Below are 24116 nucleotides of genomic sequence, written 5' to 3'. Positions count from 1 at the left end.
GTCCCGATCCCGCGCAGCCTCGACCACGCTCACCGTGAGAAGATAACACCTATTTGTGATATTTCAATTTATCTAACGTGATTTTGTGATCTTTCAGTGTGATTTTTCTGTGCGATTGAAGCCCGTATCGATATGCGGCTCCCAGAATTCGACCGACTCCCGGATCATCTCGACGACGTTGTGGTCCGTCGGCTCGCGTTCGCGGAAGGAAAGCTCCAGGCAGATCTCGTTGTCGGTGCCGCCACCGGCCTTGACCGCGCCGATCAGCTTCTCCGGCGTGATGCGGCCGTCGCGGTTATAGGCGGCGGTGAACGGCCAATGACCGCCCTTGTTCATCGAGGATTGCTTGATGTGGATGATCGGCGAGCGCGCAGGGAACGCCGCCGCCCAGGCATAGGGATCGATGTCGTTGGGGTTGTCGGAGGTGACGTCGCCGTGGTCGATATCGACCATCATCTTCATCGGGATCGGCAAATGGGCTTCGGCGAGCCGCCGGTCGAGCGCACGGCATTCCTCGATCGTGTGGCCGAACTCGCGCCCGACCGACATCGGCTCCCAGAAGACATAGGAGAGCCCCGCCGCCTTGCCGTGCTCGGCAACTTCGCGCCAGCAATCGATGGCGATCCGCATCATCGCCTCGCGCCGCGACGGGTCGTCGTAATCGCGAAGCGTGAAGATCGCGAACTGCGTGCCCATGCCCGAGGCGCCAAGTTCGGCGGAGATATCGGCGAAGGTCTTGAACCAGTCGACATAGTAGCGCCTGACATCCGGGTCCGGATGGCCGAAATGATTGAGCCGACCATAGGGGCCGGTCATGCCGGAGGTGATCTTCACGCCGGTACGGTCGAGCGCCCGACGAAACTGCCTGACGGTCTTGGCGATCGTTGCCGCCGGCCAGCCGGGATTGACGAACTCGTGGGTGAGCTGGACGTAGCCGATGCGGATCTGCTCGGCGATCGTGTCGATCAGGTCGTCAGGCTCGGCGAAGCGGTTGACCAGCGGATTGGTGTTGAGCGACAGCGTGAAGGCCACGACCTTACTCCCGGCTACCAGAGAAATTTCGGAAGGATGAAATCGGGGTTGGCGCCGTGTTCGGCAAAGAGCTTGCGGCGCTCCGCGTCCGAGGCGCGCTCCAGGATCCCCGTCGTCACCAGTATCGAGTGAAGTCCCGCGCTCGCGGCACCGGCAATGTCATGCTCGATGCTGTCGCCGATCGCGCAGACACGCGTCGGATTCGGATGGCCGAGGAATTCCAGCGCGGCTGCATAGATGTCGGCAAAGGGCTTGCCGATCCAGCGCACACTGCCGCCAAGCTCTTCGTAGAGCTCGGCGATACGCCCGGCGCCGAAGGCGGTACCTTCCTTGGTCAGCATCACCTTGTCCGGATTGGTGCAGAGGCAGGGCACGCCGCGTCTGGCGGCCGGCGCCAAAAGCGCCTCGTAGTGGGAAAGCGGATGGACATCGCCCTCGCTCGCGGCGAGCAGCACGAAATCGGCATCGGCACCACTGGTCGTGCGTTCGAGGTCTAACCCCGTCAGCGGCGAGAGGTCACCGTCGCGACTGATCAGCAGGCACTTGCGCCGCCTACCGGCGGCACCCTCGCCTTCCCGCCTGAGAATCTGCCAGGCGACCTCGCCCGAGGTCAGGAACCAATCCCAGCTCCCCGCGACGAAACCGAGATCGACGAGGCGACGGTCGTTTTCCGCCGAGCGCTTGCCGGAATTCGAGAGGATGATGATGCGCTTTCCCGCATCCTTCAGCTTGACCAGCGTTTCGGCCGCACCCGGATAGGGCCCGCGGCCATCGCGCAGCACGCCGAACTGATCGATCAGGAAGGCGTCGTAGCGATCGGCAATCTCGCCAAGTCTCGCGATCGCAGTCGTTTGAGCAAACGTCACAGCACACCAGCCTTTCTGGCACCGGCCAGCGCCAGCCGTGCCGTGCCGGCCGCCGCCTCCTCGGACAGGACGGGCAGGAACGGCACGCCGAGCTTGCGCGCCCGGATCGCGCTCCAGACCGCGTTCTTGGCGCCGCCGCCGACACTGCGAAGCGATCGGAGCCCCGGTCCGCCAAGCGACGCCAGCCGCTGATAGGCGAGGCTCTCGACGCCGGCGATGCCCTCGAAGATTGCCTTGAGGAAGGTCGCGTCATCGGCCGGCCGCGGGCTCATGCGCGGGGCGAAATCCGGATCGGCGATTGGGAAGCGCTCGCCGGGCTTCACCAGCGGATAATAATCGAGCCCGGTGTCGACGGCCGGATCGATCCCGGCCGAAAGTGCAGCGATCCGCTCCGGCGAGAAATGCTCGGCCAGCACCACCCCGCCCGTATTGGACGCCCCGCCGGCGAGCCACATCTCGCCGATGCGGTGACTGTAGAGCCCGTATTCCGGCGCAAACAGCGGACGCTCGGACAGCATCTTCACCGTCAGCGTCGTGCCGAGCGCGCTGACGCCGTCGCCCGGTCGATCGGCGCCAGTGGCGAGAAACGAGGCGCATCCGTCCGTGGTGCCGGCAACGACCACCACCTCGCTTGAAAGCCCGAAGGCTTCGGCCGCTTCCGGCGAGATCGTCGCGACCGGCGCACCGGCCGGCAGCACATCCGGCAGCAGTTCGACGCGGGCGCCGGTCTTTTCCATCCAATCGGGCCAGGACCGCGATACGGGATCGTAGCCGGTTTTCAGCGCATTGTTCTCGTCGGAGACATCGTAGAGCCCGGTGAAATGCCCGGCCAGCCAATCGGCCTGATGGATCACCCGGAACACGCCCGGCACAGTCTGGAAAGCGAGAAGCTTGGCAAGGCCGGATGTGGCGCCATGGGCCGCACTTTCGCGCGGCGCATGGGCAGAGACCGCATCGAGCGGTGCGCGGTCGGCAACCGGGTCGTTGTACATCATAGGCGTTGCCAACGGCGCGCCCGCATGATCGACCGGCAGCATCGTGCCCGATGTACCGTCGATCGAAAGTGCAACGACCTTCTGCCTGTCGGTACCCCCAAGCGCTTCTTCGAGCGCCGCCTGCACGGCCTTCCACCAGCCGATTGGATCGCGGTGATCCGCAGAAAAAACCGAGAGCTTCGCTGCACCCGATGCAACGACCGTGCCGTCCGCCACCATCGCGACCGCACGGGCGCCAGAGGTGCCAAGGTCGATGCCGACGACCAGCTTGCGATTGTCGCCGCTCATTGCAGCACCTGTCCGGCGCGGTTGAGCTGCTGGCGGTATTTCTCGGCGTCCCAGCCGAGAAGCTCGGCATTCTCTGCCTCCGTCAGGTAGCGAAGCCGTGCGTCCGCCGGAATGCGTGCTGTCACGTCGGCAAGGCACCGCGCCATGGCGAAGGCACCGGCAGAAATCTCCTTCTGCACGAGCACGCCCTTGCCCGGGAAGAGCAGCAAGGGCGGCAGGCTGTCGCCGGTCGCACGCCGCTTCGTCTCGATCGAAAGCGCGGTCTCGCCGGGCGCGGCCACCGCCACCCCCTTGCCGAGGAAGATGACATGATCGGGATAGAGACTGCCGCCGGCAGCAAGCCGGCAACTGTCGAGATCGGCGGCGACCGAATGCAGGGCAATGTCCTCCGGCAGCCGGTAATCGCTGTCGACCGCAAGCCGACCGAGCGACGCGAGATCGGCGGCCAGCGCCTGCCGACGCGTGCCGGTCAGGCGGCGGGTAATGTCGGTGAGCAGGATCGCCGCGTCGACCACGGTTTCAGCGGCGACGACCAGGCCGTGATTGCCGAGGATCAGAACCGACGTGTTGTCCTGCATCCGCTCAGCGATTGCTCTTGCAAGCGGCAGGCCCGGGCGGGCATAGGGCACGAAAACATGGGGGTAGCCGGCAAGCCGCTCAGCGGTGATCGCCGCACCGTTGGTCTGCGCCGCCGTCGCGATCGTCTCGACGCAGTGCACATGCACCACCACCTTCTGCGGCATCAGCGCATGCACGGTGGTTTCGATCGAGGGGCGCAGGCCCGAAGGGTTGCGCTCGGTTATCACGAAATCCTGCGCCTTCTCGGTTGCCGGGTCGTTCGCTTCCAACGCATTGAGCAAGGGCTCGAGCGCCACCGGCACCATGACGTCGCGCTGGCGCGCATGCACCAGCCACAGGCCCGAGGCCTTGATCCAGAGCGTGCCGCCCTCCTTGATCGAGGTATTGCCGCCCGCCCCCTGCACCAGCAGCGGATCCGCCCCGACGCGGGCCGAAAGATCGAGAAGCGCTTCGAATTCCAGACTTCGCATACGTTCTCCTTCAGGCCGCGGCCTGCTGGCGGTCCAGCCAATGGGTAAAGGCCTGCCGCTCGGCCGGCGTCATGTGCAGGCCATGCTTGGTGCGCCGGTCGAGAATGTCGTCCGCCGTCAGCGCCCATTCGTTTTCGATGAGGAAGCGCGCCTCGCGCTCGCGAAAGAGCGAACCGAAAGCCGGGCCGAGATCATCAAGTGATGTAGCGCCGGCAAGCAGCGCGTGCGTGCGGGTGCCATAGAGCCGCGCATAGTGTTTGGCGAGATCCGATGGCAACCAGCGATAGCGCGCCTTCAACTCACCCAGGAACAGATCAAAATCGGCCGCCGCCATGTCGCCGCCCGGCAGATGCGCCTTCGCCGTCCAGGCCGGCCCCATCTTGGGGAAAAACGGCTTCAGCCGCTCCAGCGCATGTTCGGAAAGCTTGCGGAAAGTGGTGATCTTGCCACCGAAGACCGAGAGCAACGGCGCCTGGTTGTCAGTCGCATCGACCTCGAAAATATAGTCACGGGTGACGGCCGAGGGGTTTTCGGCATTGTCGTCATAGAGCGGTCGTACGCCGGAGAAGCTGTAGACGATATCGTCCGACGTCAGCTGCTGCTTGAAGTAGCGGTTCACCGATTTCAAGAGATAGGCGATCTCGTTGCCGTCGGCGGTCACGTCCTCCGGACGGCCTTCGTAGGGGATATCCGTCGTGCCGATCAGCGCCAGGTCGTTCTGGTAGGGATTGATGAAGATGACCCGCTTGTCCGGGTTCTGCACCAGATAGGCCTGCCGCCCCTCCCAGAATTTCGGCACGACGATGTGGCTGCCCTTGACGAGGCGCACGCTGCGGGTGGAGTTCAGGCCCCCGATCCGGCCGATGACGTCGTTGACCCACGGACCGGCGGTGTTGACGACACAGCGCGCCCTCGCCTCGGTCTTGGCGCCGGTGCGCGTGTCGGTCATCTCGATAAACCAGAGCCCGTCCCGCCTTCGGATCGCGCTGCAGGCGGTCCGGGTCAACACCCGGGCGCCACGAGCGGTGGCATCGAGAGCGTTGAGCACCACGAGGCGCGCGTCATCGACCCAACAGTCGGAATATTCGAACGCTTTGCGATAATCGCGCTTGATCGGCGCGCCCTCGGGCGCCGTCGCAAGGTTGAGGCTGCGGGTGCCCGGCAGGCGTTTGCGCCCGCCGAGATGGTCGTAGAGGAACAGCCCGAGCCGGACGAGCCAGGCCGGGCGGTCCTGAGGGTTATGCGGCAGCACGAAGCGCATCGGCCAGATGATGTGCGGCGCAGACTCCAAAAGCACCTCGCGCTCGATCAGCGCCTCGCGCACCAGCCGGAACTCGTAATATTCGAGATAACGCAGGCCGCCATGCACCAGCTTGCCGGAGCGCGAGCTGGTGCCCTGCGCCAGGTCGTCCTTTTCGCACAACAGCACCGAGAGCCCGCGCCCGGCCGCATCGCGCGCGATGCCCGCACCATTGACGCCGCCGCCGACGACGAACAGATCGTATATTCCGGTCTCGGAACTCACCATCGTTGCTCCTGTCATCAGCACGGATTGACCGGCGGCAGACCGGCGATGTAGCGGCGGACTTCCTCGGCCGCCATTTCGGCGGCGAAGGTGACGGTGCGTACCGAGGCGCCGGCAATATGCGGCGTCAGCGTCACATTCGCCAGTTGCAGCAGCGGCCAGTCTTTCGGCACCGGCTCGATCGCGAAGGTTTCGAGCATCGCCGCCGACAGATGGCCGCTCACCAGGTTCTCATAAAGGGCGTCGTAGTCGCAGAGCGGACCGCGCGCCGTGTTCACGAAGATCGCGCCCGGCTTCATCCTGGCGAAGGTCTCGGCGTTCATCATGTTGCGCGTCTCCTCCGTGACGCGCGGATGCAAGGTCACGACATCGGAACGGGAGAGAAGCGTGGCGAGCGACACCTGCTCGACGCCGGCGTTCAGATCATCGGCCGAGAGCTGCACATAGGGATCGTGCACCAGCACCTTGGTGCCGAAGGCGCGCAAAAGGCGCACCACCTTGGTGCCGATATTGCCGTAGCCGATGACGCCGACGGTCATTTCGCAGAGCTCGCGACCGGTGCGATCGGCGCGGTAGAGATCGCCCCGCCACTCGCCTTTGCGCAAGGCTTCGTGGCCGGTGCGGATCAGCCGCGTTTCGGCGAGAATGGCACCAAGCGTGAACTCGGCGACGGCGTTGGCATTTCGGCCGGGCGTGTTGACGACGCGAACGCCGGCATCGCGTGCGGCCCCCATGTCGATGTTGACAGGACCGCCGCGCGAGACGGCGACGAGCCTCAAGCCGGGCAGTGCCTGAAGCATTCCGCGCGACAGAGGCGCCAGCTGCGTCACCAGGATCTCGGCGTCACCGATGAAGTCGATAATGTCCTCCGGCTTGCCGAGATATTCCTTGAGCCCGTCCATGCCCTCGACGGCATAGCCGTGCTCCATCGGCACATCCGGCCAGGGCAGTTCGAGCGTGCGGATGTCATGGCCGTTGCCGGTCGCCTCGACGATCTTGTCGCGAAACACGTCCGGCAGCATGAACCGGTCGCCGATAATGGCTATCTTCTTCATTTCGATGTTTCCTGTTGAGTTCCCGCGGCCGCACCTTGGGAGAGTGCGTGCCAGACGGGCCTGAGCGCTGTGCGCGACTGCTGGTAGGTGGGAAAGAGTTCGTTGTAGCGGCGGGCAAGCGCCGGATCGGCGGCCTCCGCGGGGCGCTGATAGGGCGTCACCCAATCGCCGAGGCAATCGGCCATCGAGGGATAGATGCCGAGCGAGACGGCGGCGATCATCGCGGCACCGGCAGCACCGGCCTCTTCCCGCTCGCTCGTCTGTACGCTGGCGCCGAGGGCCGCACCGAGGATGCGGCGGAGCGAGGCGCTGCGGGCAGCTCCCCCCGTCAGCCGGATGCGGCCTGGAAGCGGCCCCATCTCGGCGTAGCAATCGCGCGCCGCCATGGCGAGCCCGTCGAACACCGCCTTTACCATATCGGGAAAGCCGTGGTTGGCCGACAGCCCGACGAAGGACGCCCGCGCCGTCGCGTCGACGAAGGGGCCGCGCTCGCCGGCTTCCGAGATATAGGGCTGGAAGATCAATGGCGTGTCCTTGGCATCGGCCAGCCAGCCGTCGACAAAAGCGAGCAACTCGCTCTTGGATTTCTCGACCCCCATGCCCTTCAAGAGGCCTGAGGCCAGCGAGAGGATCCAGTCGATATTGAGCGTCGCGGCCATGTTCGACTGCATCTGCGCATAGGCGCCGGGGATCGGCATGCACATGGTGTAGCCGGTCAAGTCCCGGTTCAGCCGCACATCGTCGGCGCCATTGGCGAGCCGCATGTGCATGCCGGTCGAGCCGATGATCGAGCAGCCGGTATCGGTGCCCGGATCGTAGAGCCCGGCGCCAATCGCGGTGCAGACGACATCGACGTAGCCGAGCACGATGGGCGTGCCTTCGGTGAGGCCCGTGGCCTTCGCGGCCTCGCCCGAGAGCTTGTGATGGGTGGTGGCGCCGTCGACGATCTCGGGAAGCACGTGCTTCAGCTTTTCAAGGCCGAGGAAGGCGATGACGTCGTCGCTGTAGCTGCGGATGCGAAAATTGCCGAAGCTGAAATTGGCCTCGGACGGATCGGTCACCCGCTTGCCGGTCAGCTTGAAATAGAGCCAGTCCTTGCAGTGGAAGGTGGTGGCGACGCCTGAGAGCATCTCGGGCGCATGGTCGCGCATCCAGCGCAGCTGCGGCCCCTGCTGGCAGGCGGCAAGGCCAGAGCCGGTGCTTTCGAAGCGGGCGATATCGCCGCTGTCGGCGCGCAGCCGCTCGACGGTCTCGCCGGCGCGCGCGTCGAGCCACAGCCAGCCCTTGCCGACCGGCACGCCGGCCTTGTCGATCATCCATGTGCCGTCGCCCTGACCGGTCACGGCGATCGCGGCAACACGGCCGGCGAGGTTCTCGATCTTGTCGGAGAGCTGCTTCAGCGTCGTTGCCGCGTCGGCCCAGGTGCGGTCGAGATCCTGCACGCTGCCGGCGCGGCCTACGGCCTCATAGGCGTTCGGTAGTGCCGCCGTGGCGATCTGCCGGCCGGTGAGATCGAAGGCCACCGACTTGATGACCGACGTGCCCGCATCGATGCCGATGAGGATGTCCCGCATCAGGCGAGCTCCTGTCCGTGACTAATCGCCCGTCCGCTCTCGCCATCGAACACATGCAGGCTCGACGGATCGAGATGAATGCCGATCGGCTGGCCGACATCGAGCTCCGTGCGATCGTGCTCGACCAGCACCATGGTGCCGCCGGCAAAGTCCGCGGCGATATGGGTCTGGTCGCCGAGCCACTGGTTGACGGCGACGCGGCCCGTCACACCATCAGCGCTGCGGCGCACCGAATAGGGCCGGATTCCGAGCACCACCTTCTGCCGCTTGACGAGTTCGTCGCGCACCGCATGCGAGAAATCCGACGCCGCATATTCGAGCCGCACGCCGTCCTTGAGCCCAAAGGCCATCTTGCTGTCCGAGCCGGTGACGCTGGCCTCAAAGACGTTCATCGGCGGCTCGCCGACGAAGGTGCCGGTGAACAGATTGGCCGGCCGCTCCTTGATCTTCTGCGGCGTATCGAACTGTTGCAGCACGCCGCCCTCCATGACCGCGATGCGGTCGGCAAGCGCGTTCGCTTCGGTCTGGTCGTGGGTCACGAGGATCGCGGTCAGCCCGCGCTCCTTGATGAAGTGCTTGATGCGGCCGCGAAGCAGCGCCCGAAGCTGCGGCTCGAGCTGTCCCATCGGCTCGTCGAGCAGGTGCAGGTTGGCGTCGCGGATCAGCGCCCGCCCGAGCGAGGCGCGCTGCTGCTGGCCGCCGGAGATCGAGCTCGGATAGCGCCCGAGAATGTCCTCGATTTCGAGCAGTTTGGCGATACTGGCCACCTTCTCGTCGACGACGCCCTGCGAGAGCTTCGAGGCCTTCAGCGCAAAGGCGATGTTCTCGCGCACCGTCAGCGGCGGATAGAGTGAATAGCCCTCGAATGCCATGGCGACGTTGCGGCGCACCGGCGGCAGCGTCTGGACCTCTTTGCCTGCAAGCGAGATCGTTCCGCGCGAGACCGCCTCGAAGCCGGCGATCATGCGCAAGGTCGAAGTCTTGCCGCATCCGGAGGAGCCGAGCAAAGCGATGATCTCGCCCTTTCGCACATCCATGTTCAGCTTCTTCACGGCATGCACGCCGAAGTCGACGGGGCCGTAGAACTTGTCGACGTCCTTGATCAAAAGAGCGGTGTCGGTCATGCCGCTTCTCCATTGCGCTTGGCTGCAAGGTCGGCGCGCGGCAAAAGAGCGCCGCGCGTCTTGTCGAAGAGAAAGGCCTGCGCGCCATTGACGGCAATATGGGCAGGTCCGGCGGTCGGACCAGGCGTGCCGGCCGGACGCGACACCAGGATTTCGCGGCCGCGTGCCGTCAGCGCCAGCGTCACGGTCTTTTCGTTGAGCGGCGTTTCCGCCTCGACCGTCACAGGAATGGCGCCAGGTGCTGCCGCATCGACGAAACTGATCGCCTCCGGCCTGAGCCCGATAACGCACGGACTGCCGACGACATCGGCGCCATAGTCGCCGAGCCGCACCCGGACATTCGAGAGCTCGACGAAGACGTCTCCGCCGCTGCGCTGCGGCGTGACATCCAGCAGGTTGATCGTCGGATCGCCGAAGAGCCGTGCGATCTCGATATCGGCGGGCGCGTTGTAGATCTCTTGCGGCGTGCCGATCTGGCGGATGCGGCCTGAGGCCATGACCGCGATCCGGTCGCCGAGCGCCATCGCCTCCTTGTAGTCCTGGGTGACGTAGACGACGGTGGCGCCTTGCGCTGCGAGCAGTCGCGGCAGTTCCAGCCGCATCTCGAAGCGGAGCTTCGCGTCGACGTTGCGCAAGGGATCATCGAGGAGAAGCAGCGGCGGCGAGCCGACAAGCGCACGGGCAAGTGCCGTGCGCTGCTTCTGACCGTTCGACAGTGCCTTCGGGTGATGCGTCAGCACATGGTCGATCTTTAAGAGCTTGGCGACCTTCTGCACGCCTGCCGCTATTTTCTCCTTCGACGATCGCGTCGCCGTCAGCGGGCTTGCAATGTTGTCGAATGCACTCATGTGCGGGAAGAGCGCGAAGTTCTGGAAGGCCATGCCGACGCCGCGATGTTCGGCATCGACATCGGTCATGTCCTCGCCGCCGATCAGCACCCTGCCCTCGTCCGGCTCGATAACGCCGGCAACCAGCCGGAGCAGCACGGTCTTGCCGGCGCCGGAGGGGCCGAAGAGCACCAGCCGTTCACCGTCGGCGACGTCAAGCGTAAGATCGTCGAGAACCGTCTGGCTCTTGTAGCGCTTGACGATATTCTTCAGTTGCAGCGTGGTCATGAGTTACCCTTTCACCGCGCCGAGCGACAGGCCTTCGACGAGGTAGCGCTGGGCGTAGAGTGCAAGTGCGAGCGTCGGCGTCACCGAAAGCACGATGGCCGCGGCGATCTGTCCGTATTGGATGCCCGAGGAGGTGACGAAGGCAAGCGCGCCGACCGTCACCGGCTGCTTGTCGGCAGATGCCAGCACCAGCGCGAAGACGAAGTTGTTCCAGGCGAAGATGAAGGCGAGCAGGCCGGCAGCGGCAATGCCCGGTCCGGCAAGCGGCAGCGCAATCTTGCGGAACGTCGCAAACCAGGAGTGCCCGGCGATGCGATAGGCATATTCGACGTCGGCCGAAATGTCCTCGAAGTAGCCGCGCACGATCCAGAGAATCAGCGGCAGGCAGATCAGCTGGTAGACCCAGATCAGGCCGAAGTAAGTGTTGGAGAGCCCGAGCCACTGGAAGTACTGCGTCAGCGGCAGGAGCACCAGCAGCGGCGGCGCGAAGCGGAAGGACAGCAGCGTGAACGCGATGTCTTCCGATCCTTTGAACTTGTGGCGGGCAAACGCATAGGCCGCTGGCACGCCGAGCACCAGCGCCACGGCGACGGAGGCGACCGACAGGAAGATCGAGTTGCCGAGATTGCGCATGAAGGCGATGTCGAGCGTTCCGGCCGCCGTCTGCAGCTTGCCGGTGATCAGCGCCGCATAGTTGGAAAGCGTCGGCGAAAACACGACCGATGGCGGGATCGCGAGAATCGTCTCGTTCGTCTGGAACGACATCAGGAAGATCCAGAAGATCGGGAACATGAAGAAGACGACGACGAGCGTGAGGGCGAGACCGCGCAAGGTCCGTTCGAGCGGAGACATGGTTTCCATTGGTCCCTCCTTTACGCTTCGCCGCGTGCGCGTTCGCGCAGCCGCAGCCAGTTTTTGATGAAGACGTTGGACAGCGTGTAGGTGATCGCCCACAGGATGATCAGCAGTGCCGCCGACCGGCCGACATTGGTCGACTGGAAGAAGTTGAGATAGGCCTCGACCTGGAAGACGGTGAGCGTGTTGCCAGGCCCGCCCTGGGTCATCGCGTAGATGATGTCGAACTGCTGGATACTGTCGAGCAACCGGAACAGCGTTGCCGTCAGGATGTAAGGTGTGAGCATCGGAAGCGTGATGCGGAAGAAGACGAAGCTGCGCGGCACGCCATCGAGTGCCGCCGCCTCGAAGGGCTGCGTCGGCAGCGAGCGCAGGCCCGCAAGCAGCAGGATCATGATGAAGGGCGTATAGACCCAGATGTCGACGAGCACGACGGTGAGCAGCGCTGTGTCCGGCGAGGACGCCCAGCGGAAATCATGCAGTCCGATCAGGCTTGCGAGATAGCTGAGGATACCGAAGCTCGGATTGGTCATCAGCTTCCACATCAAGGCGGCCAGCGCCGGCGCAATCATCAGCGGCAAAAGCAGCATGATCGAGATGAAGTTGTTGACCGCGGAGCGCCGCTGCAGCAGCAGCGCGATGCCGAGACCGAGCAGCAGCTCCAGCGTCACGGTGAGGCCGGCATAGAGCAGCGACACTTTCAGCGTGTTCCAGAAGGCCGGGTCGGTGAAGAAGTTGAGGTAGTTTTCGCCCCAGTTGAACTGGCGCGCCCAGGGCTGGCTCAGCCGGTAGCGCTGGAAGGAGTAGATGACCGCCGTGAAGAACGGGATGAGGATGCCGATGCAGACGAGCAGCGCCGGCAGGCTCAGCACATAGGGAAGCATCTTCCTGCTGATCCTGAAACCGGAGGCTGGTCTCTTGAGGGTTTCTGTTGAAGCCATGTCGAGCTCCGTTCCTGACGTCTTTAAAGAGCACGCGGCACGCGGCAGCCTTCAGGCGCCGCGCCAGTTCCTCGGCATCTCAGGTTGATTTCGGCGCGACCTCAAACCGGTCGCAACAGGCCGGTCGAGCCGGCATCTCGGGATCCCCGGCGCGTGCTGGCGCCGGGGATCGCTTGGGAGGCCTATCAGCCGAGACCCGCCTCTTGGAGCTGGCGGTTGATGCTTTCCACGAGCTGGTCGAGACCTTCATCGACCGGCACCTGCTTGGCGACCATCTTCTGCAGCGTCGACGCCCATTCGGTGGTCACGTCGAAGAACAGCGGCTGCGGCGTGAACTTGATGGAGGCGCCGGCGGCCGAGGCGTCGAACATTTCGACGTAACCCGGATACTTGCCGTTGAGCTTCTCGCGGAAGATCTCGTCCTTCCAGATCGACTGGCGAACCGGATCGACGAAGTCCATCTTGGTGGCGCCGAACAGCGCATGCTCCGGACCGGAAGCCCATTGCAGGAAGTACCAGGTGGCGTCCTTGTCCTTGGAGAAGTTGGACATGGCGAGCGACCAGATCCAGATGTTCGGCGTCGAGGCGGTCGCTTCGGGGTTGGCGGCAAAGGCGGCATAGCCGAGCTTGCCGGCCATCTTGTTGTCGCCACCGTTCATGAAGTAGCCGAGGCAATCGGCGTCGAAGATCATCGCCGAGGCGCCGGCGCCAAGGTCGGTGCCGACCTGATACCAGGTGTAGGTCGACCAGTCCTTCGGACCGCTTTCCTGGATCATCTGCACGAACTTGGCGTGGTAGGCCTTGGATTCTGCCGTGCCCATCGCCGCTGACAGCTTGCCGTCGGCCGAGACGTTCAGGTCCTTCTGGTTGAAGTTGGCATAACCCGACAGGAAGCCCGGATGGATCGTCGCCCAGGAGCGCGAACCGCGAACGCCGATGCCGTAGATGCCACCGATGTCCTTCTGCAGCTTGGCCGCAACCGTGATCATGTCGTCGAGGTTCTTCGGCAGCTCGACGCCGGCCTTGTCGAACATCTCGCGGTTATAGGTGATGTTGTTCTGCTCGAACGCCCACGGAATGCACCACTGCTTGGCGTCTTCCGAGCCGAGCGCCCCGCCCGGCTGGCCGTTCCAGGCGCAGGAATTCTTCACGCCTGCGAGGAAATCGTCCCAGTTGTAGTTGGGGTTGGTCTTGGCCGGATCCTTGATCCATTCGTTGAGGTCGGCGATCCAGCCGGCCGGTCCATAGGTCCAGGTCATGTAGGCGCCGGTCATGAAGGCATCGTATTCTGCCGAGCCCGAAGACAACGCCGCCGTCACCTTGTCGAAATAGACGTCTTCCGGAAACACGTCATAGGTAACGTCGATGCCGGTCAGGTCCTTGAAGGCCTGCAGGTTGGCGATCATCGCATCGGCGTAAGGGTGCTTGTTCAAAAGCAGCTTCAGCTTCTTGCCCGAATGCGCCTTCCAGTCGAAATCGGCGGCGAGCGCCTGCGTCGACATCATGTTGAACAACGTGCCGGCCGTGCCGGCTGCCAGGCCTGCAGCCCCCAATCCCTTGAGCATGCCGCGGCGGTCCACCTCCCCACGCAGGAATGCGCTGATGAGGTCCTTCTCCTTCTCGTACATTCGTCTTCTCCTCCGTTGCGGGTATGATTGCGACTGCCGGCTACCCCACCGGTATTCCTCCCGTTAAGGCCCGGATGGCAGATCCTCCCTGCCCTCCGCATGGCCTCGAATGTGTCAGCGCCTCATGCGCCGTCGGCGGCCAGCGCCCTCGCAGTCCTCTCGTCGGTAATGAGACCGCTCAATTGCCCGCTGGCGAGCACCGCCCGGATGGCCGGAACCTTGATCTTGCCGCCGGCAACAGCGACCGTGCGGCGGTTCTTCAGGTCCTCGCGGCTGAGCGTAAACGTCCGGTCGGAAAGCGTCGTCTCGACCGGCTTGCCGTCGCGGTCGAAGAAGTGGCCGAGCAACTCTCCCATCGCCCCGCCCTTCTGGATGTCCTCGATCTCGCTGGTCTCGATCATGCCGGTCGAAACCAGCGACGCCTCGCGCTCGACGGTGCCAATGCCGACCATCAGGAGATCGGCTGTCTTGGCGAGATCGAAGACTTCGCGCACGCCGCGCTGGCTGAAGAGCACGTCGCGATCCTCGACCGTGTTGGCAAAGAACGGCACTGGCATGACATAGGCCTCTGCCCCCGTGCGCTCGGCGAGCCGGTGGATCACGTCATGCGGGTTGGCGGAGAACTTGCGGGTAAGCCCGCCGAGCAGCGACACGAAGCGGGTGTTGCCGCTGGCGATCCGCGGCAGATACTCGACGCAAGCGGCAAGCGTGCGGCCATGACCGACTCCGACCAGCGCCGTCTCGCCACGCTCGATCTCACGCTTCAGGAACTGTGCGCCGGAAATGCCAAGCGCCTTCAGCGGCAGGTCATCGGCGTCGAAGTCCGGCACCACTTCGCAATAGTCGAGGCCGTAGCGCGCCGAAAGCGCCTGTTCGAGCTCCACGCATTCGGAGACTTCGCCGTCGATATAGACCTTCACCAGGCCTTCCTGGTTGGCCTTCATGATCAGCCGGTGGGCCTTGAGCGAGGTGAGCCCCAGGCGCTTGGCGACCTCCGCCTGGGTCAGGCCGCCGGCATAGTGCAGCCACGCCGCCCGTGTCGCCATGCTGGTTTCGTCATCACGAATGCCCGTCCCGCCAATCGTCATTGTCTCCACCCGGCTCTTGTTGCGCTGCATGATATTTTTTGCACCGCGTGATATTTTTATCCATTAATGAAAGAAATTTCATGGCGTGAAATTTTTGTCAATAGCGTTTGACAAATGAGCGATCACGTTTGCGAAGAGACGGTTGAGCAGTTGCGGCGGCTGCACGCAGGGGCAGCGGTCGCAGGCAAGCGCCAGACGGCGTAGGCTCGTCAAAAGCGGAAAAAGGGCAACGCAGGCGGAAGATCGAACGGCCGATCAGCGGTGCAAGGATCGCAGGATTATTGCCCGAGATTTCTCAGATAGAGCGACAGAAGCTGTGTCTGCGAGGAGATGCCGAGCTTGCGATAGACGTTGCGGCGATGAACCTTCACCGTGCCGGTGGAGATGCCGAGCCTGAGGCCGATCGATTCTGACGAATGGCCCTGCAGCACCAGTTCGATGATCGAGGCTTCGCGGTCCGTCAGATTGAGATGCTGCCAGACGCCGTCGGCCGGCGGGTGCGTCGCCTTGCGCCTGCTACGCCCGGTTTTCGCCAGCGCCGCATCGAACCGGCGGCCGAGATCGGCCCAGTGATGGCGCACCAGGCCGGAGACCAGCGGCTCCACCTTCTTCAACAGCGCGAATTCCGTCGCGCTGAAAGTCCCCGTCGCCTCGCGCCGCATCAGCGAAAGCACGACGGTGATCTGCTCGTCGATCGGCACGAAGAAGCCGACCTCTTCGGCAAGCCCCGTCTGCACATAATAGGTGCGATAATATTCCGATGAGAAGAACCGGTCGGGCGCCAGCTCCCGCATCCGCCAGACGCCGGGCTCACTCTTGATCGCCGCGTGGTAGAACGGGTCGAGCAGGTACGGTCCAGCCTGATAGAGGCTGACGAAGAGCACGTGATCCTTGGCGTTGAAGGTGCTGTAGAGGTCGATCGGCCGTTCCTTGCCGCGATAGGCAAAGACAACCACGTAGTCGAAGGTCATCAGCGTCGACATCAGCCGCCGATAGGTAGAGCCGACGGCATCGTCGTCCATCGCGGCACCCGCCACCAGCGGCACCATGACCTGAAAAAGTCCTTCGAGATCGACGCTCAAACCGCCCTCCCGGCCGGTGTTTCCTGCTCTGGGGTATACTCCTCACACAGAGCAATCTGCGTTGAAATACCTCTCTCGGGGTATATACCGGCAGGGCACGCGGTGACTAGGCTGTGTGTCAATGACGGTGGAGTGCCAGGATGCAAGATCCTGGCGACATCCGATAACAACCGCAGGGAACAGACGTGACATCCGCTTCGACGAACGACATCGAGTTCCGTTCGGTCGCCAAACGTTATGGCGCCGTGACGGCCGTTTCCGACATCAATCTTCAGGTGCCGCGCGGCGCCTTCATGGCGCTTCTCGGGCCATCGGGTTGCGGCAAGACCACGTGTCTGCGCATGATCGGCGGCTTCGAGCAGCCGAGCGAAGGCACGGTCTTCATCAGCGGCGAGCCGATGAATGGCGTTGCCGCCTATCGCCGCCCGGTCAACATGGTGTTCCAGCACTATGCGCTGTTCCCCCATCTCGACGTCGAGCAGAACGTCTCCTACGGGCTGAAGCAGATGCGGCCGCGCATCGCCGGCGCCGAGATTTCTCGCCGCGCCCAGGAGGCGCTGGAGATGGTACGGCTCGGCGGTTTCGGCAAGCGCCGCATCCACGAAATGTCCGGCGGCCAGCAGCAGCGCGTGGCGCTCGCCCGCGCCATCGTCAACAAGCCGAAGGTGCTGCTGCTCGACGAGCCCCTCGCCGCCCTCGACAAGAAGCTGCGCACCGCCATGCAGATCGAGCTGCAGACGCTGCAGCGCGAGCTTGGCATCACCTTCGTGCTCGTCACCCACGACCAGGAGGAAGCGCTGTCGATGAGCGATTTCGTCTGCGTCATGAATGCCGGCCGCATCGTCCAGGTCGGCCCGCCGCAGGAAATCTACGACAGGCCCGCAAGCCTCTTCGTCGCCGATTTCGTCGGCAAGACCAACCGCATCTCGGCGACCGTCGACGGCAATGCCTCGATCGAGCTCGCCAACGGCACGCGTTTTGCCGCCCCCGCGATCAACGGCACACGGGGGGCGGCCATGGTGGCACTTCGGCCCGAGGCGATCCGCCTGACGCGTAACGGTGCCGTCAGCACGGCGGCGCTGGCCGGCACCGTCACCCACCGGATCTTCCTGGGGTCAGCGGTCGAATATTCCGTCGCGGTCGACGGTCTCGGCGACTTCCTCGTGACGGCCGACCGCCGCACGCTCGGCGACAGCGAACTGGTCGAGCCCGGCGAAAAGGTCGGCCTCGCCTTCGATCCGAACGCGCTTCACGTCTTTCCAGCCTGACATCGCCCGGCTTCCGAAGCCGGTTCTGCCGCCTACGCATGAACGTCAAACGATAAAGGGAACAGCGTCATGAGCAAATGGTACAGAGAAAATGCCCCTATCACCGCCGACCAGCTCGCGGACGAACTGATGCGCCTGAAGCGCGGCTCGGTCACGCGCCGCCACTTCCTCGGCGTCACCGGCCTCGGTCTTGCGACCGCCGTTCTGGCGCGCCAGCCCGGCCTCTTCAATTCCACCGCCTTTGCCGGCGACCTCGGCACACAGATGTCGATCGCCACCTGGCCGAACTACCATGATCCGGCGACCTTCGAAGCCTTCCAGGCGGCCACCGGCGTTGCCGTCGAGGTCAACGTCTTCGGCTCCAACGAAGAGATGCTGGCGAAACTCCAGGCCGGCGGCACCGGCTGGGACCTCTTCGTTCCCACCAACTACACGATCTCGACCTATGTGAAGCTTGGCCTCATCGACGAACTCGATCTTTCCAAGCTTGCGAACTACGACGCGTCGACCGAGACGGCGCGCTTCACCAACGAAGGCATCGTCGACGGCAAGACCTATGCCGTGCCGAAGAACTGGGGCACGACCGGCATCGCGGTCAACTCGGCGAAGATCAAGAAGCCGGTGACGAGCTGGAAGGAATTCTTCGAGATCGCCATGACCGAAGGCGACGGCCGCGCCATGGTGCACGATTACCAGCTCACCACCATCGGCAACGCGCTGGTGTCGCTCGGCTATTCCTTCAACTCGATCAAGCCGGACGAACTCGCCAAGGCCGAGGAACTGCTGATCAAGGTGAAGCCGCACCTCTACGCCATCAACAGCGACTACCAGCCGTCGATGCGCGCGACCGATGCCTGGATGACCATGTGCTGGACCAATGACGGCGCCCAGCTCAACCGCGACATGCCGGAAATCCTGTTCACGCTCGGCAAGGACGGCGGCGAGATCTGGTCGGACTTCTACGCGATCCCGAAGAGTGCCGCCAACAAGGCCGCCGGCTACGCGCTGCTCAACTATCTGATGGCGCCGGAAAACGCCATGAAGGAGCACATCGCCAACGGCGCACCGACCACCGACAGCCGCGTCATGAAGCTGCTGCCGGTCGACGTCACCTCCAACAAGATCGTCTATCCGGACGAGGCCGCGCTGACGCCGCTCGAATTCGGCGCCGCCGTGACCCTCACCGACCCCGGCCGCGCCGAGCTGATGGCGCGTTTCAAGTCGGCTTGATCTGGCATGTGACTGCCCCTCATCCGCCTGCCGGCACCTTCTCCCCGCAAGCGGGGAGAAGGAACAAGCGGCAAGCTCCCTGCCCTCCTGCTTCTGCCGGAAGAAAGGGACCGGGCGGGTACCACGAATCCCCTTCCCCCCACCTGCGGGGAGAAGGTGCCGTGAGGCGGATGAGGGGCCTTTCCCTCCCGCTCGCATCGAAGTGCTGATGAAACGCGAACGGACGAATTTATGACCGCGGCAACGAACACGAAGAGAAACCTGGTGACGGCGGCGCTGGTGGCGCCGGCGGCGGCCTGGCTGATGATCTTCCTCGTGCTGCCCTTCATCGCCATGCTGGTCTTCGCCTTCGGCGAACGCGCACCGGAAGGCGGCTATCAGGCAGCCTTCACCTTTGCCCAATTCGCCAACCTGCCGACACGGGCGGCCGCCTTCTGGAACACGCTGATCCTCGCGCCGGTCGGCGCGCTCGCCTGCCTGCTGATCGCCTATCCGGTCGCCTATTATCTGGCGGTCAAGGCGAACCCGCGCTACCGGCTGATCCTCGTGTCGCTCGTCGTCGTGCCCTTCTGGACGAGCCTGCTCGTGCGCACCTATGCCTGGATGTACATTCTTGGCTCGCGCGGGATCCCCAATCTGCTCTCGATGATCGGCATCGAGGACGTGAGGATGTTGAACACGCCGGGCGCCGTGCTTCTCGGCATCGTCTACGGCTACCTGCCGCTGATGATCATGCCCATTTACGTGAGTCTCGAAAAACTCGATCGCCGCCTGCTCGAAGCCTCCGCCGACCTCGGCGGGAGGCCGGTGTCGACCTTCTTCGGCGTCACCCTGCCGCTCTCCTTGCCCGGTGTCATGACCGGAGTCGCGCTGGTGACGATCCTGCTGCTCGGCGAATATCTGATCCCGCAGCTGCTTGGCGGCGGCAAAGTGTTCTTCATCGGCAATGCGTTGGTCGATCTCTTCCTTCAATCGCGAAACTGGCCGTTCGGCTCCGCGATCGCCGTCACGCTGGTTGCCGTCGTCGTCGTGATCCTGATGGTGGCAATGCGCATTGCCTTCCGCGTCGCCGGCACAAGACAGGTGGATCTCGTCTGATGCGCGCCTTCATCTCCTCCGTCTACCTCTTCCTCTACGCCCCGATCGCGCTCGTCGTCCTGTTCTCCTTCAATGCCGGGCGCAATGCGAGCGAGTTCACCGGGTTTTCGACAGCCTGGTACGGCAAGGCGCTTGGAAATACCTTCCTGGTTTCGGCGCTGCAGAACAGCCTGCTGATCGCCTTTACCAGCGCCACGCTCGCCGCGATCTTCGGCACCATGGCAGCCCTCGGGATGGAGCGGATGGCTCCGCGCAACCGGGCGATCTTCGATGCGCTGTTTGCAGCCGCAATCGTCGTGCCCGGTGTCGTCATCGGCATCGCCACGCTGGTCGCCCTCGTTGCCGTCTTCTCCTTCGTCAACCCGGCGCTGGCGACGATCTGGCCCGGCGACCAGCCGCCGCAGCTCGGCCTTGGCTACGGCTCGATCATCGCCGCTCACGGCCTGTTCTCGATGGCGCTGGTGACGATGATCGTGAAGGCCCGCATCGCCAGCCTCGGCCGCGATATCGTCGAGGCATCGAGCGACCTTTACGCGACACCGCTCACCACCTTCCGGCTGATCGTGTTGCCGCAGATCCTGCCGTCGATCCTTGCCGGCTTTCTTCTGGCCTTCACCTTCTCCTTCGACGATTTCATCATCGCCTTCTTCGTCGCGGGCTCGAAGACCACGCTGCCGATCTACGTCTTCGCCTCGATCCGCCGCGGCGTGACGCCCGAGATCAACGCGATCGCGACGCTGGTGCTCGTCGCCTCGCTGCTTCTGATCCTGACCGCCCGCATCCTGATGCGGGAAAAGAAAACGAAATCCGGGGAGTGAAACCATGATCCTGAAAGACCGGGTCGCGATCGTGACCGGAGCGGGCTCCGGGATCGGTCAGGCGGGTGCGGCCATCATGGCGCGCGAAGGCGCCCATGTCGTCGTCATCGACCGCAGCCTTTCGGCCGCGGCAACCGCCGTCGAGGCAATCGCCGCCAAAGGCGGCAGCGCCGAGGCGCTCGCCATCGACGTGACGGATGACGCGGCCCTTTCTGACGGCATCGCCGATATCCTCTATCGCCACGGCCGCATCGACATTCTGCACAACCACGCCGGCGCCCAGGTCGCGGGGGACCTGGAAGAGGTCGAGGTCGCCGGCTTCGATCGCTCCTGGAACCTCAATGTCCGCGCCCATTTCATGGCAGCGCGGCTGGTCATGCCGTCGATGCGCGCCGCCGGCCGCGGCGTCATCCTCAACACCTCCTCATCCTCGGGCGTGCTCTACGACCGCGAGATGATCGCCTACACGACCACCAAACACGCCGTCATCGCCATGACCAAACAGATGGCCGGCGACTACGCCCGCCACGGCATTCGCGTCAACGCGCTCTGCCCCGGCTGGGTCGACACCCCCTTCAACGAACCGTTCATCGCGCAAATGGGCGGCCGCGGCGCAATCGAATCCTATATCCGCGAAAAGGTTCCGCTCGGCCGCTGGGCCAGCGTCGAGGAGATCGCCGAGTCGATCCTCTTCCTCGTTTCCGACCGCTCCTCCTATATGACCGGCCAGATCCTGGTGGTGGACGGCGGCGAAACAGTGGTGTGATGGCCTGAGCCCAGAGTTCCGAGAGGAGCTGCCTCGCGCTGCTGGATCTCTGTGACGAGCACGGAGATGAGAAGCGGCGGATGAAAGGCCCGTCATTACCCGGGAACGATACCCCGACAGGCCCACGCAACCGCCGCAAAGGACCGCGGCCCATCCGGCTGGCCGGCTTCGTAGGCGGCGCGAATGGCCGCGTCGAGCTTCGTCCGCATCCCCGCACCCAGTGAGCCGACATACTTGCCGAGCGGCCCCTCGCCTGCGGCAATCGGCTCCCAGAAATCGGCGAAGGACTGATAGTCCATGCGGATCAGGAGCGAGGTCTGCCGGACGTCCGCGAGGCCATTCGAGACGAAGCTCTGCATCATCTCACCCGGCCGCATCATCGGCTGGAAACAATAGCGACTGCGCACCTGCTCGGCATTGCCATCGAGCATCGCCGCCACATCGAGTACCATGCGCATCCCCGGCATGCCGCCGAAGTGATCCCAGACAGCGGCGGCAACGACGCCACCCGGCCGCACGACACGGCGCATCTCGGCGACCGCCTTTCCCGATTCCGGCACGAAGTGCAGCACCAGCAGCGCCATCGCCCGGTCGAAGGATGCATCGGCAAAGGGCAGCGCGCAGGCATCGGCCTGCTGGACTTCGATCCGCGGATCGCTGTTCGCCTTGATCGTCGCCTCGACGAAGACGGGCGAGAAGTCGATCGCGGTAATCTCGCTGATATCGGCTGCATGCGGCAGCGCAAAGGTGAGGCTGCCCGTGCCGCAGCCGACGTCCAGCACCCGCTCACCGTCGGCAACACCCGCAAAGTCGATGAATGGCGGCGCAAGCTGCCGGCTCCACCGACCCATCAACTGTTCGTAGCCGGCAGCACTCTGCACATTGAAGCTCGATGTCATGATCGCCTCCGGGCAGTGAGGCGTGCATTGTAACGTGCGGCAGGCGCGACACCAAGAGACCGGCTCACCGCTCGAGCGCCGTCAGCAGCAACGGTGGGAGCAACGGTCGTCAGATCGCCTGCAAAGTCAGGAACGTTGAGGCGTCTGAAGCGGGTTGCTCGGGATTTGCTGCAACAATTCCGCCAATCGTTCCTGCCAATGTGGATTGCGCTGTCTTAGCGGCTCTAGAGCATCGCCTGACGCGTTCTCCATTTCGCTCATCAACGCGCGCGATGATCGAGCCTCTGCAAGACGCCCAGCGGCCGCATAACAGCAGGCCAGCGTTTCTTGGGCCGGCCGCCATGCAGGGCGCACTTTTTGGGCCTTCACGGCAGCAGCGAGCGCGTTCGTTCCGTCGCCTGCAAACAGGTGGGCGAGCGCCAGAAAATTCAGCCAGACGAAGTTCTGCGGGTCATTGGCGTTCAACATGAGACCGTGTTCCAGTGACGCTATGGCACCGGACACGTTCCCCCTGAACAGCTCCGCCATCCCCAGGACAAGGTGGCCAAGGGCGAAACTCGGGCTGATCTCGATCGCCCTTTCGGCGGCAAGGACCGCCTGCTCGGGCGCATTCGCGTACGCGCTGCAGATCGCCAGCGCATAGTGTGTGTACGGGTTCTTTTCGTCGAGCCGAACGGCTGCCAAGGCGGCGTCCAAACCCTCTCTGATGTCATCGGAAGGAAGCTCGCTCCATCCATAGGCGACGATGCCTGCGCTCACGCGACCAAGCCAGAGATGCGCTTCGGCAAGCTCGGGATCAAGCCGACACGCCTCCCTGAATAGCTCTCGCGCCATCAAGTGGGTCTGCTGGCCAACCTGGTGAAAATACCAGGTCCCCTGCCGCACGATCTCCCACGCCGACAAATTTCCCGTGTGCCGCGCCGGCGAGGGGAATGATGCCGTCTTCAACAGTTCTGGTTCAATCGCACCTGCAACTCTCTCTGCGATGGCGTCTTGAACTGCGAATGCCTCTTCCATTTCCAGGTCATACCGTTCGGCCCAGACCTGGCTGGCCGAGGTGGTCTCGACCAGTTGCGTGGAGACCCGAAGACGGCCGCCGGAGCGGCGCACGCTTCCTTCGAGCACGTAATCGACATCCAGGTCTCGGCCCACCTGCTTGGCGCTCACCGACTTGTGCTTGTAGACGAAACTTGAATTGCGCCCGATGACCCGAAACCACCGAAATCTCGTAAGCGCGGTGATCACATCTTCGGTGATGCCATCGACCAGATACGACTGTTGCTTGTCACTGCTCAGATTTGCAAACGGTAGGACCACGATCGATGGTCTGCCCGGGTTCGCGGGCGAACCTGGCAATTCCGGCGACGCATCAGCGGCAGCCGGATGCAGGCTATTCACCCGGGCGGCAAAACGATAGCCCGCACGCGGCACGGTGGCGATCCATTCGTTCCCCTCCGGTTGAGGGCCCAGCATCTTGCGCAAGGCAGCGATCTGAACCGAGAGATTGCTCTCCTCGACGACAGCCGCGGGCCAGGCTGCCTCCATCAGCGCGGACTTGCTCACGACCTGCATCGACGCTCGCACCAGCGCGTGCAGCAGCAACAAGCCCTTATAGCCAATTGCGACCCGCCGCCCTTCACGCGTCAGTGCGCCGCGCTCCATGTCGAGGATGAATGTCCCGAACGCGAAAAGTTGCGGCTCGACACTATCGGCCACGACGTCTTCGGAAGAATTCGGAACTTTTCGCCCTCCCATTCAGGACTCCAGCCGGTCTTCTTGCGATCCTTTGCGCAGGTCGACCAGACTATCACAGAGGAGAC

At 64.0% G+C, this 24116-nt stretch carries 21 protein-coding genes; 5 read left to right on the top strand and 16 right to left on the bottom strand.

Features of this window, described 5'->3' with window-relative positions:
- Window positions 1–93 precede the first annotated feature (93 nt).
- The 14 genes from ASE71_RS19805 to ASE71_RS19740 all read right to left on the bottom strand — a co-directional run bounded on the left by ASE71_RS19805 (window position 94) and on the right by ASE71_RS19740 (window position 16157).
- Window positions 94–1032: a sugar phosphate isomerase/epimerase family protein gene (locus ASE71_RS19805; RefSeq protein WP_060515897.1), complete on the bottom strand. Its 939-nt coding sequence runs from the start codon at window positions 1030–1032 to the stop codon at window positions 94–96.
- Window positions 1033–1046: 14 nt separating this feature from the next.
- Window positions 1047–1898, bottom strand: coding sequence for a TIGR01459 family HAD-type hydrolase (locus ASE71_RS19800; protein ID WP_244496811.1), 852 nt, complete (start codon window positions 1896–1898; stop codon window positions 1047–1049).
- Window positions 1895–3181: an FGGY-family carbohydrate kinase gene (locus tag ASE71_RS19795; RefSeq protein WP_060515896.1), complete on the bottom strand. Its 1287-nt coding sequence runs from the start codon at window positions 3179–3181 to the stop codon at window positions 1895–1897. The genes ASE71_RS19800 and ASE71_RS19795 overlap by 4 nt, the downstream gene beginning before the upstream one ends.
- Window positions 3178–4230, bottom strand: a complete 1053-nt coding sequence (locus tag ASE71_RS19790; RefSeq protein ID WP_060515895.1) for a class II aldolase/adducin family protein — start codon at window positions 4228–4230, stop codon at window positions 3178–3180. The genes ASE71_RS19795 and ASE71_RS19790 overlap by 4 nt, the downstream gene beginning before the upstream one ends.
- A gap of 10 nt (window positions 4231–4240) precedes the next feature.
- Window positions 4241–5758: a glycerol-3-phosphate dehydrogenase gene (locus ASE71_RS19785; protein WP_112974992.1), complete on the bottom strand. Its 1518-nt coding sequence runs from the start codon at window positions 5756–5758 to the stop codon at window positions 4241–4243.
- A gap of 14 nt (window positions 5759–5772) precedes the next feature.
- Complete coding sequence (locus ASE71_RS19780) at window positions 5773–6810, bottom strand: 2-hydroxyacid dehydrogenase (protein WP_060515894.1); 1038 nt, start codon at window positions 6808–6810, stop codon at window positions 5773–5775.
- Window positions 6807–8384, bottom strand: a complete 1578-nt coding sequence (locus ASE71_RS19775) for an FGGY-family carbohydrate kinase (RefSeq protein WP_060515893.1) — start codon at window positions 8382–8384, stop codon at window positions 6807–6809. The genes ASE71_RS19780 and ASE71_RS19775 overlap by 4 nt, the downstream gene beginning before the upstream one ends.
- Window positions 8384–9508: an ABC transporter ATP-binding protein gene (locus tag ASE71_RS19770; RefSeq protein ID WP_060515892.1), complete on the bottom strand. Its 1125-nt coding sequence runs from the start codon at window positions 9506–9508 to the stop codon at window positions 8384–8386. Before ASE71_RS19770 ends, ASE71_RS19775 begins: the two co-directional genes overlap by 1 nt.
- Window positions 9505–10623, bottom strand: a complete 1119-nt coding sequence (locus tag ASE71_RS19765; RefSeq protein ID WP_060515891.1) for an ABC transporter ATP-binding protein — start codon at window positions 10621–10623, stop codon at window positions 9505–9507. The genes ASE71_RS19770 and ASE71_RS19765 overlap by 4 nt, the downstream gene beginning before the upstream one ends.
- A gap of 3 nt (window positions 10624–10626) precedes the next feature.
- Complete coding sequence (locus ASE71_RS19760; protein ID WP_034792198.1) at window positions 10627–11484, bottom strand: carbohydrate ABC transporter permease; 858 nt, start codon at window positions 11482–11484, stop codon at window positions 10627–10629.
- A gap of 11 nt (window positions 11485–11495) precedes the next feature.
- The gene (locus ASE71_RS19755; RefSeq protein WP_034792195.1) at window positions 11496–12419 is read right to left on the bottom strand and encodes a carbohydrate ABC transporter permease; all 924 of its coding nucleotides are present in this window, start codon (window positions 12417–12419) and stop codon (window positions 11496–11498) included.
- 185 nt (window positions 12420–12604) lie between these two features.
- Window positions 12605–14047 carry an extracellular solute-binding protein gene (locus ASE71_RS19750; RefSeq protein ID WP_034792193.1) on the bottom strand — a complete coding sequence of 481 codons (1443 nt, stop codon included), beginning with the start codon at window positions 14045–14047 and terminating at the stop codon, window positions 12605–12607.
- Window positions 14048–14169: 122 nt separating this feature from the next.
- Window positions 14170–15135 (bottom strand): sugar-binding transcriptional regulator, encoded by a 966-nt coding sequence (locus tag ASE71_RS19745; RefSeq protein ID WP_060516159.1) that lies wholly within the window; start codon window positions 15133–15135, stop codon window positions 14170–14172.
- Window positions 15136–15413: 278 nt separating this feature from the next.
- Window positions 15414–16157 (bottom strand): helix-turn-helix transcriptional regulator, encoded by a 744-nt coding sequence (locus ASE71_RS19740; RefSeq protein WP_164475044.1) that lies wholly within the window; start codon window positions 16155–16157, stop codon window positions 15414–15416.
- 245 nt (window positions 16158–16402) lie between these two features.
- Between ASE71_RS19740 and ASE71_RS19735 the strand changes: the two genes are divergently transcribed.
- The 5 genes from ASE71_RS19735 (at window position 16403) to ASE71_RS19715 (ending at window position 21397) form a co-directional block, all read left to right on the top strand.
- On the top strand, window positions 16403–17485 hold the full coding sequence (locus ASE71_RS19735; RefSeq protein WP_034792163.1) for an ABC transporter ATP-binding protein: 1083 nt from the start codon (window positions 16403–16405) through the stop codon (window positions 17483–17485).
- 69 nt (window positions 17486–17554) lie between these two features.
- Complete coding sequence (locus ASE71_RS19730; RefSeq protein WP_029742636.1) at window positions 17555–18715, top strand: spermidine/putrescine ABC transporter substrate-binding protein; 1161 nt, start codon at window positions 17555–17557, stop codon at window positions 18713–18715.
- Window positions 18716–18946: 231 nt separating this feature from the next.
- Window positions 18947–19813, top strand: coding sequence for an ABC transporter permease (locus ASE71_RS19725; RefSeq protein ID WP_029742635.1), 867 nt, complete (start codon window positions 18947–18949; stop codon window positions 19811–19813).
- On the top strand, window positions 19813–20631 hold the full coding sequence (locus ASE71_RS19720; RefSeq protein ID WP_029742634.1) for an ABC transporter permease: 819 nt from the start codon (window positions 19813–19815) through the stop codon (window positions 20629–20631). The genes ASE71_RS19725 and ASE71_RS19720 overlap by 1 nt, the downstream gene beginning before the upstream one ends.
- Before the next feature lie 4 nt (window positions 20632–20635).
- Complete coding sequence (locus ASE71_RS19715) at window positions 20636–21397, top strand: SDR family NAD(P)-dependent oxidoreductase (protein ID WP_029742633.1); 762 nt, start codon at window positions 20636–20638, stop codon at window positions 21395–21397.
- Window positions 21398–21492: 95 nt separating this feature from the next.
- Here the strand turns inward: ASE71_RS19715 and ASE71_RS19710 are convergent, their stop codons facing one another.
- Window positions 21493–22296: a class I SAM-dependent methyltransferase gene (locus ASE71_RS19710; RefSeq protein WP_060515889.1), complete on the bottom strand. Its 804-nt coding sequence runs from the start codon at window positions 22294–22296 to the stop codon at window positions 21493–21495.
- 126 nt (window positions 22297–22422) lie between these two features.
- Entirely contained in the window at window positions 22423–24051 is a 1629-nt protein-coding gene (locus ASE71_RS19705; protein WP_082566226.1) for a winged helix-turn-helix domain-containing protein, read from the bottom strand.
- Between the last annotated feature and the right edge of the window lie 65 nt (window positions 24052–24116).

Source organism: Ensifer sp. Root954, assembly GCF_001429005.1.
GTDB lineage: Bacteria > Pseudomonadota > Alphaproteobacteria > Rhizobiales > Rhizobiaceae > Ensifer > Ensifer adhaerens.
The sequence above is the reverse complement of the archived record's forward strand: the minus strand, read 5'-3'. Positions and strand labels throughout refer to the sequence as shown.

What these genes read in the sequence shown, in the direction of transcription:
- ASE71_RS19795 (WP_060515896.1), bottom strand. Translation starts at nt 3,181, where the DNA reads ATGAGCGGCGACAATCGCAAGCTGGTCGTCGGCATCGACCTTGGCACC.
- ASE71_RS19790 (WP_060515895.1), bottom strand. Translation starts at nt 4,230, where the DNA reads ATGCGAAGTCTGGAATTCGAAGCGCTTCTCGATCTTTCGGCCCGCGTC.
- ASE71_RS19785 (WP_112974992.1), bottom strand. Translation starts at nt 5,758, where the DNA reads ATGGTGAGTTCCGAGACCGGAATATACGATCTGTTCGTCGTCGGCGGC.
- ASE71_RS19780 (WP_060515894.1), bottom strand. Translation starts at nt 6,810, where the DNA reads ATGAAGAAGATAGCCATTATCGGCGACCGGTTCATGCTGCCGGACGTG.
- ASE71_RS19775 (WP_060515893.1), bottom strand. Translation starts at nt 8,384, where the DNA reads ATGCGGGACATCCTCATCGGCATCGATGCGGGCACGTCGGTCATCAAG.
- ASE71_RS19770 (WP_060515892.1), bottom strand. Translation starts at nt 9,508, where the DNA reads ATGACCGACACCGCTCTTTTGATCAAGGACGTCGACAAGTTCTACGGC.
- ASE71_RS19765 (WP_060515891.1), bottom strand. Translation starts at nt 10,623, where the DNA reads ATGACCACGCTGCAACTGAAGAATATCGTCAAGCGCTACAAGAGCCAG.
- ASE71_RS19760 (WP_034792198.1), bottom strand. Translation starts at nt 11,484, where the DNA reads ATGGAAACCATGTCTCCGCTCGAACGGACCTTGCGCGGTCTCGCCCTC.
- ASE71_RS19755 (WP_034792195.1), bottom strand. Translation starts at nt 12,419, where the DNA reads ATGGCTTCAACAGAAACCCTCAAGAGACCAGCCTCCGGTTTCAGGATC.
- ASE71_RS19750 (WP_034792193.1), bottom strand. Translation starts at nt 14,047, where the DNA reads ATGTACGAGAAGGAGAAGGACCTCATCAGCGCATTCCTGCGTGGGGAG.
- ASE71_RS19745 (WP_060516159.1), bottom strand. Translation starts at nt 15,135, where the DNA reads ATGACGATTGGCGGGACGGGCATTCGTGATGACGAAACCAGCATGGCG.
- ASE71_RS19740 (WP_164475044.1), bottom strand. Translation starts at nt 16,157, where the DNA reads ATGGACGACGATGCCGTCGGCTCTACCTATCGGCGGCTGATGTCGACG.
- ASE71_RS19730 (WP_029742636.1), top strand. Translation starts at nt 17,555, where the DNA reads ATGAGCAAATGGTACAGAGAAAATGCCCCTATCACCGCCGACCAGCTC.
- ASE71_RS19725 (WP_029742635.1), top strand. Translation starts at nt 18,947, where the DNA reads ATGACCGCGGCAACGAACACGAAGAGAAACCTGGTGACGGCGGCGCTG.
- ASE71_RS19720 (WP_029742634.1), top strand. Translation starts at nt 19,813, where the DNA reads ATGCGCGCCTTCATCTCCTCCGTCTACCTCTTCCTCTACGCCCCGATC.
- ASE71_RS19715 (WP_029742633.1), top strand. Translation starts at nt 20,636, where the DNA reads ATGATCCTGAAAGACCGGGTCGCGATCGTGACCGGAGCGGGCTCCGGG.
- ASE71_RS19710 (WP_060515889.1), bottom strand. Translation starts at nt 22,296, where the DNA reads ATGACATCGAGCTTCAATGTGCAGAGTGCTGCCGGCTACGAACAGTTG.
- ASE71_RS19705 (WP_082566226.1), bottom strand. Translation starts at nt 24,051, where the DNA reads ATGGGAGGGCGAAAAGTTCCGAATTCTTCCGAAGACGTCGTGGCCGAT.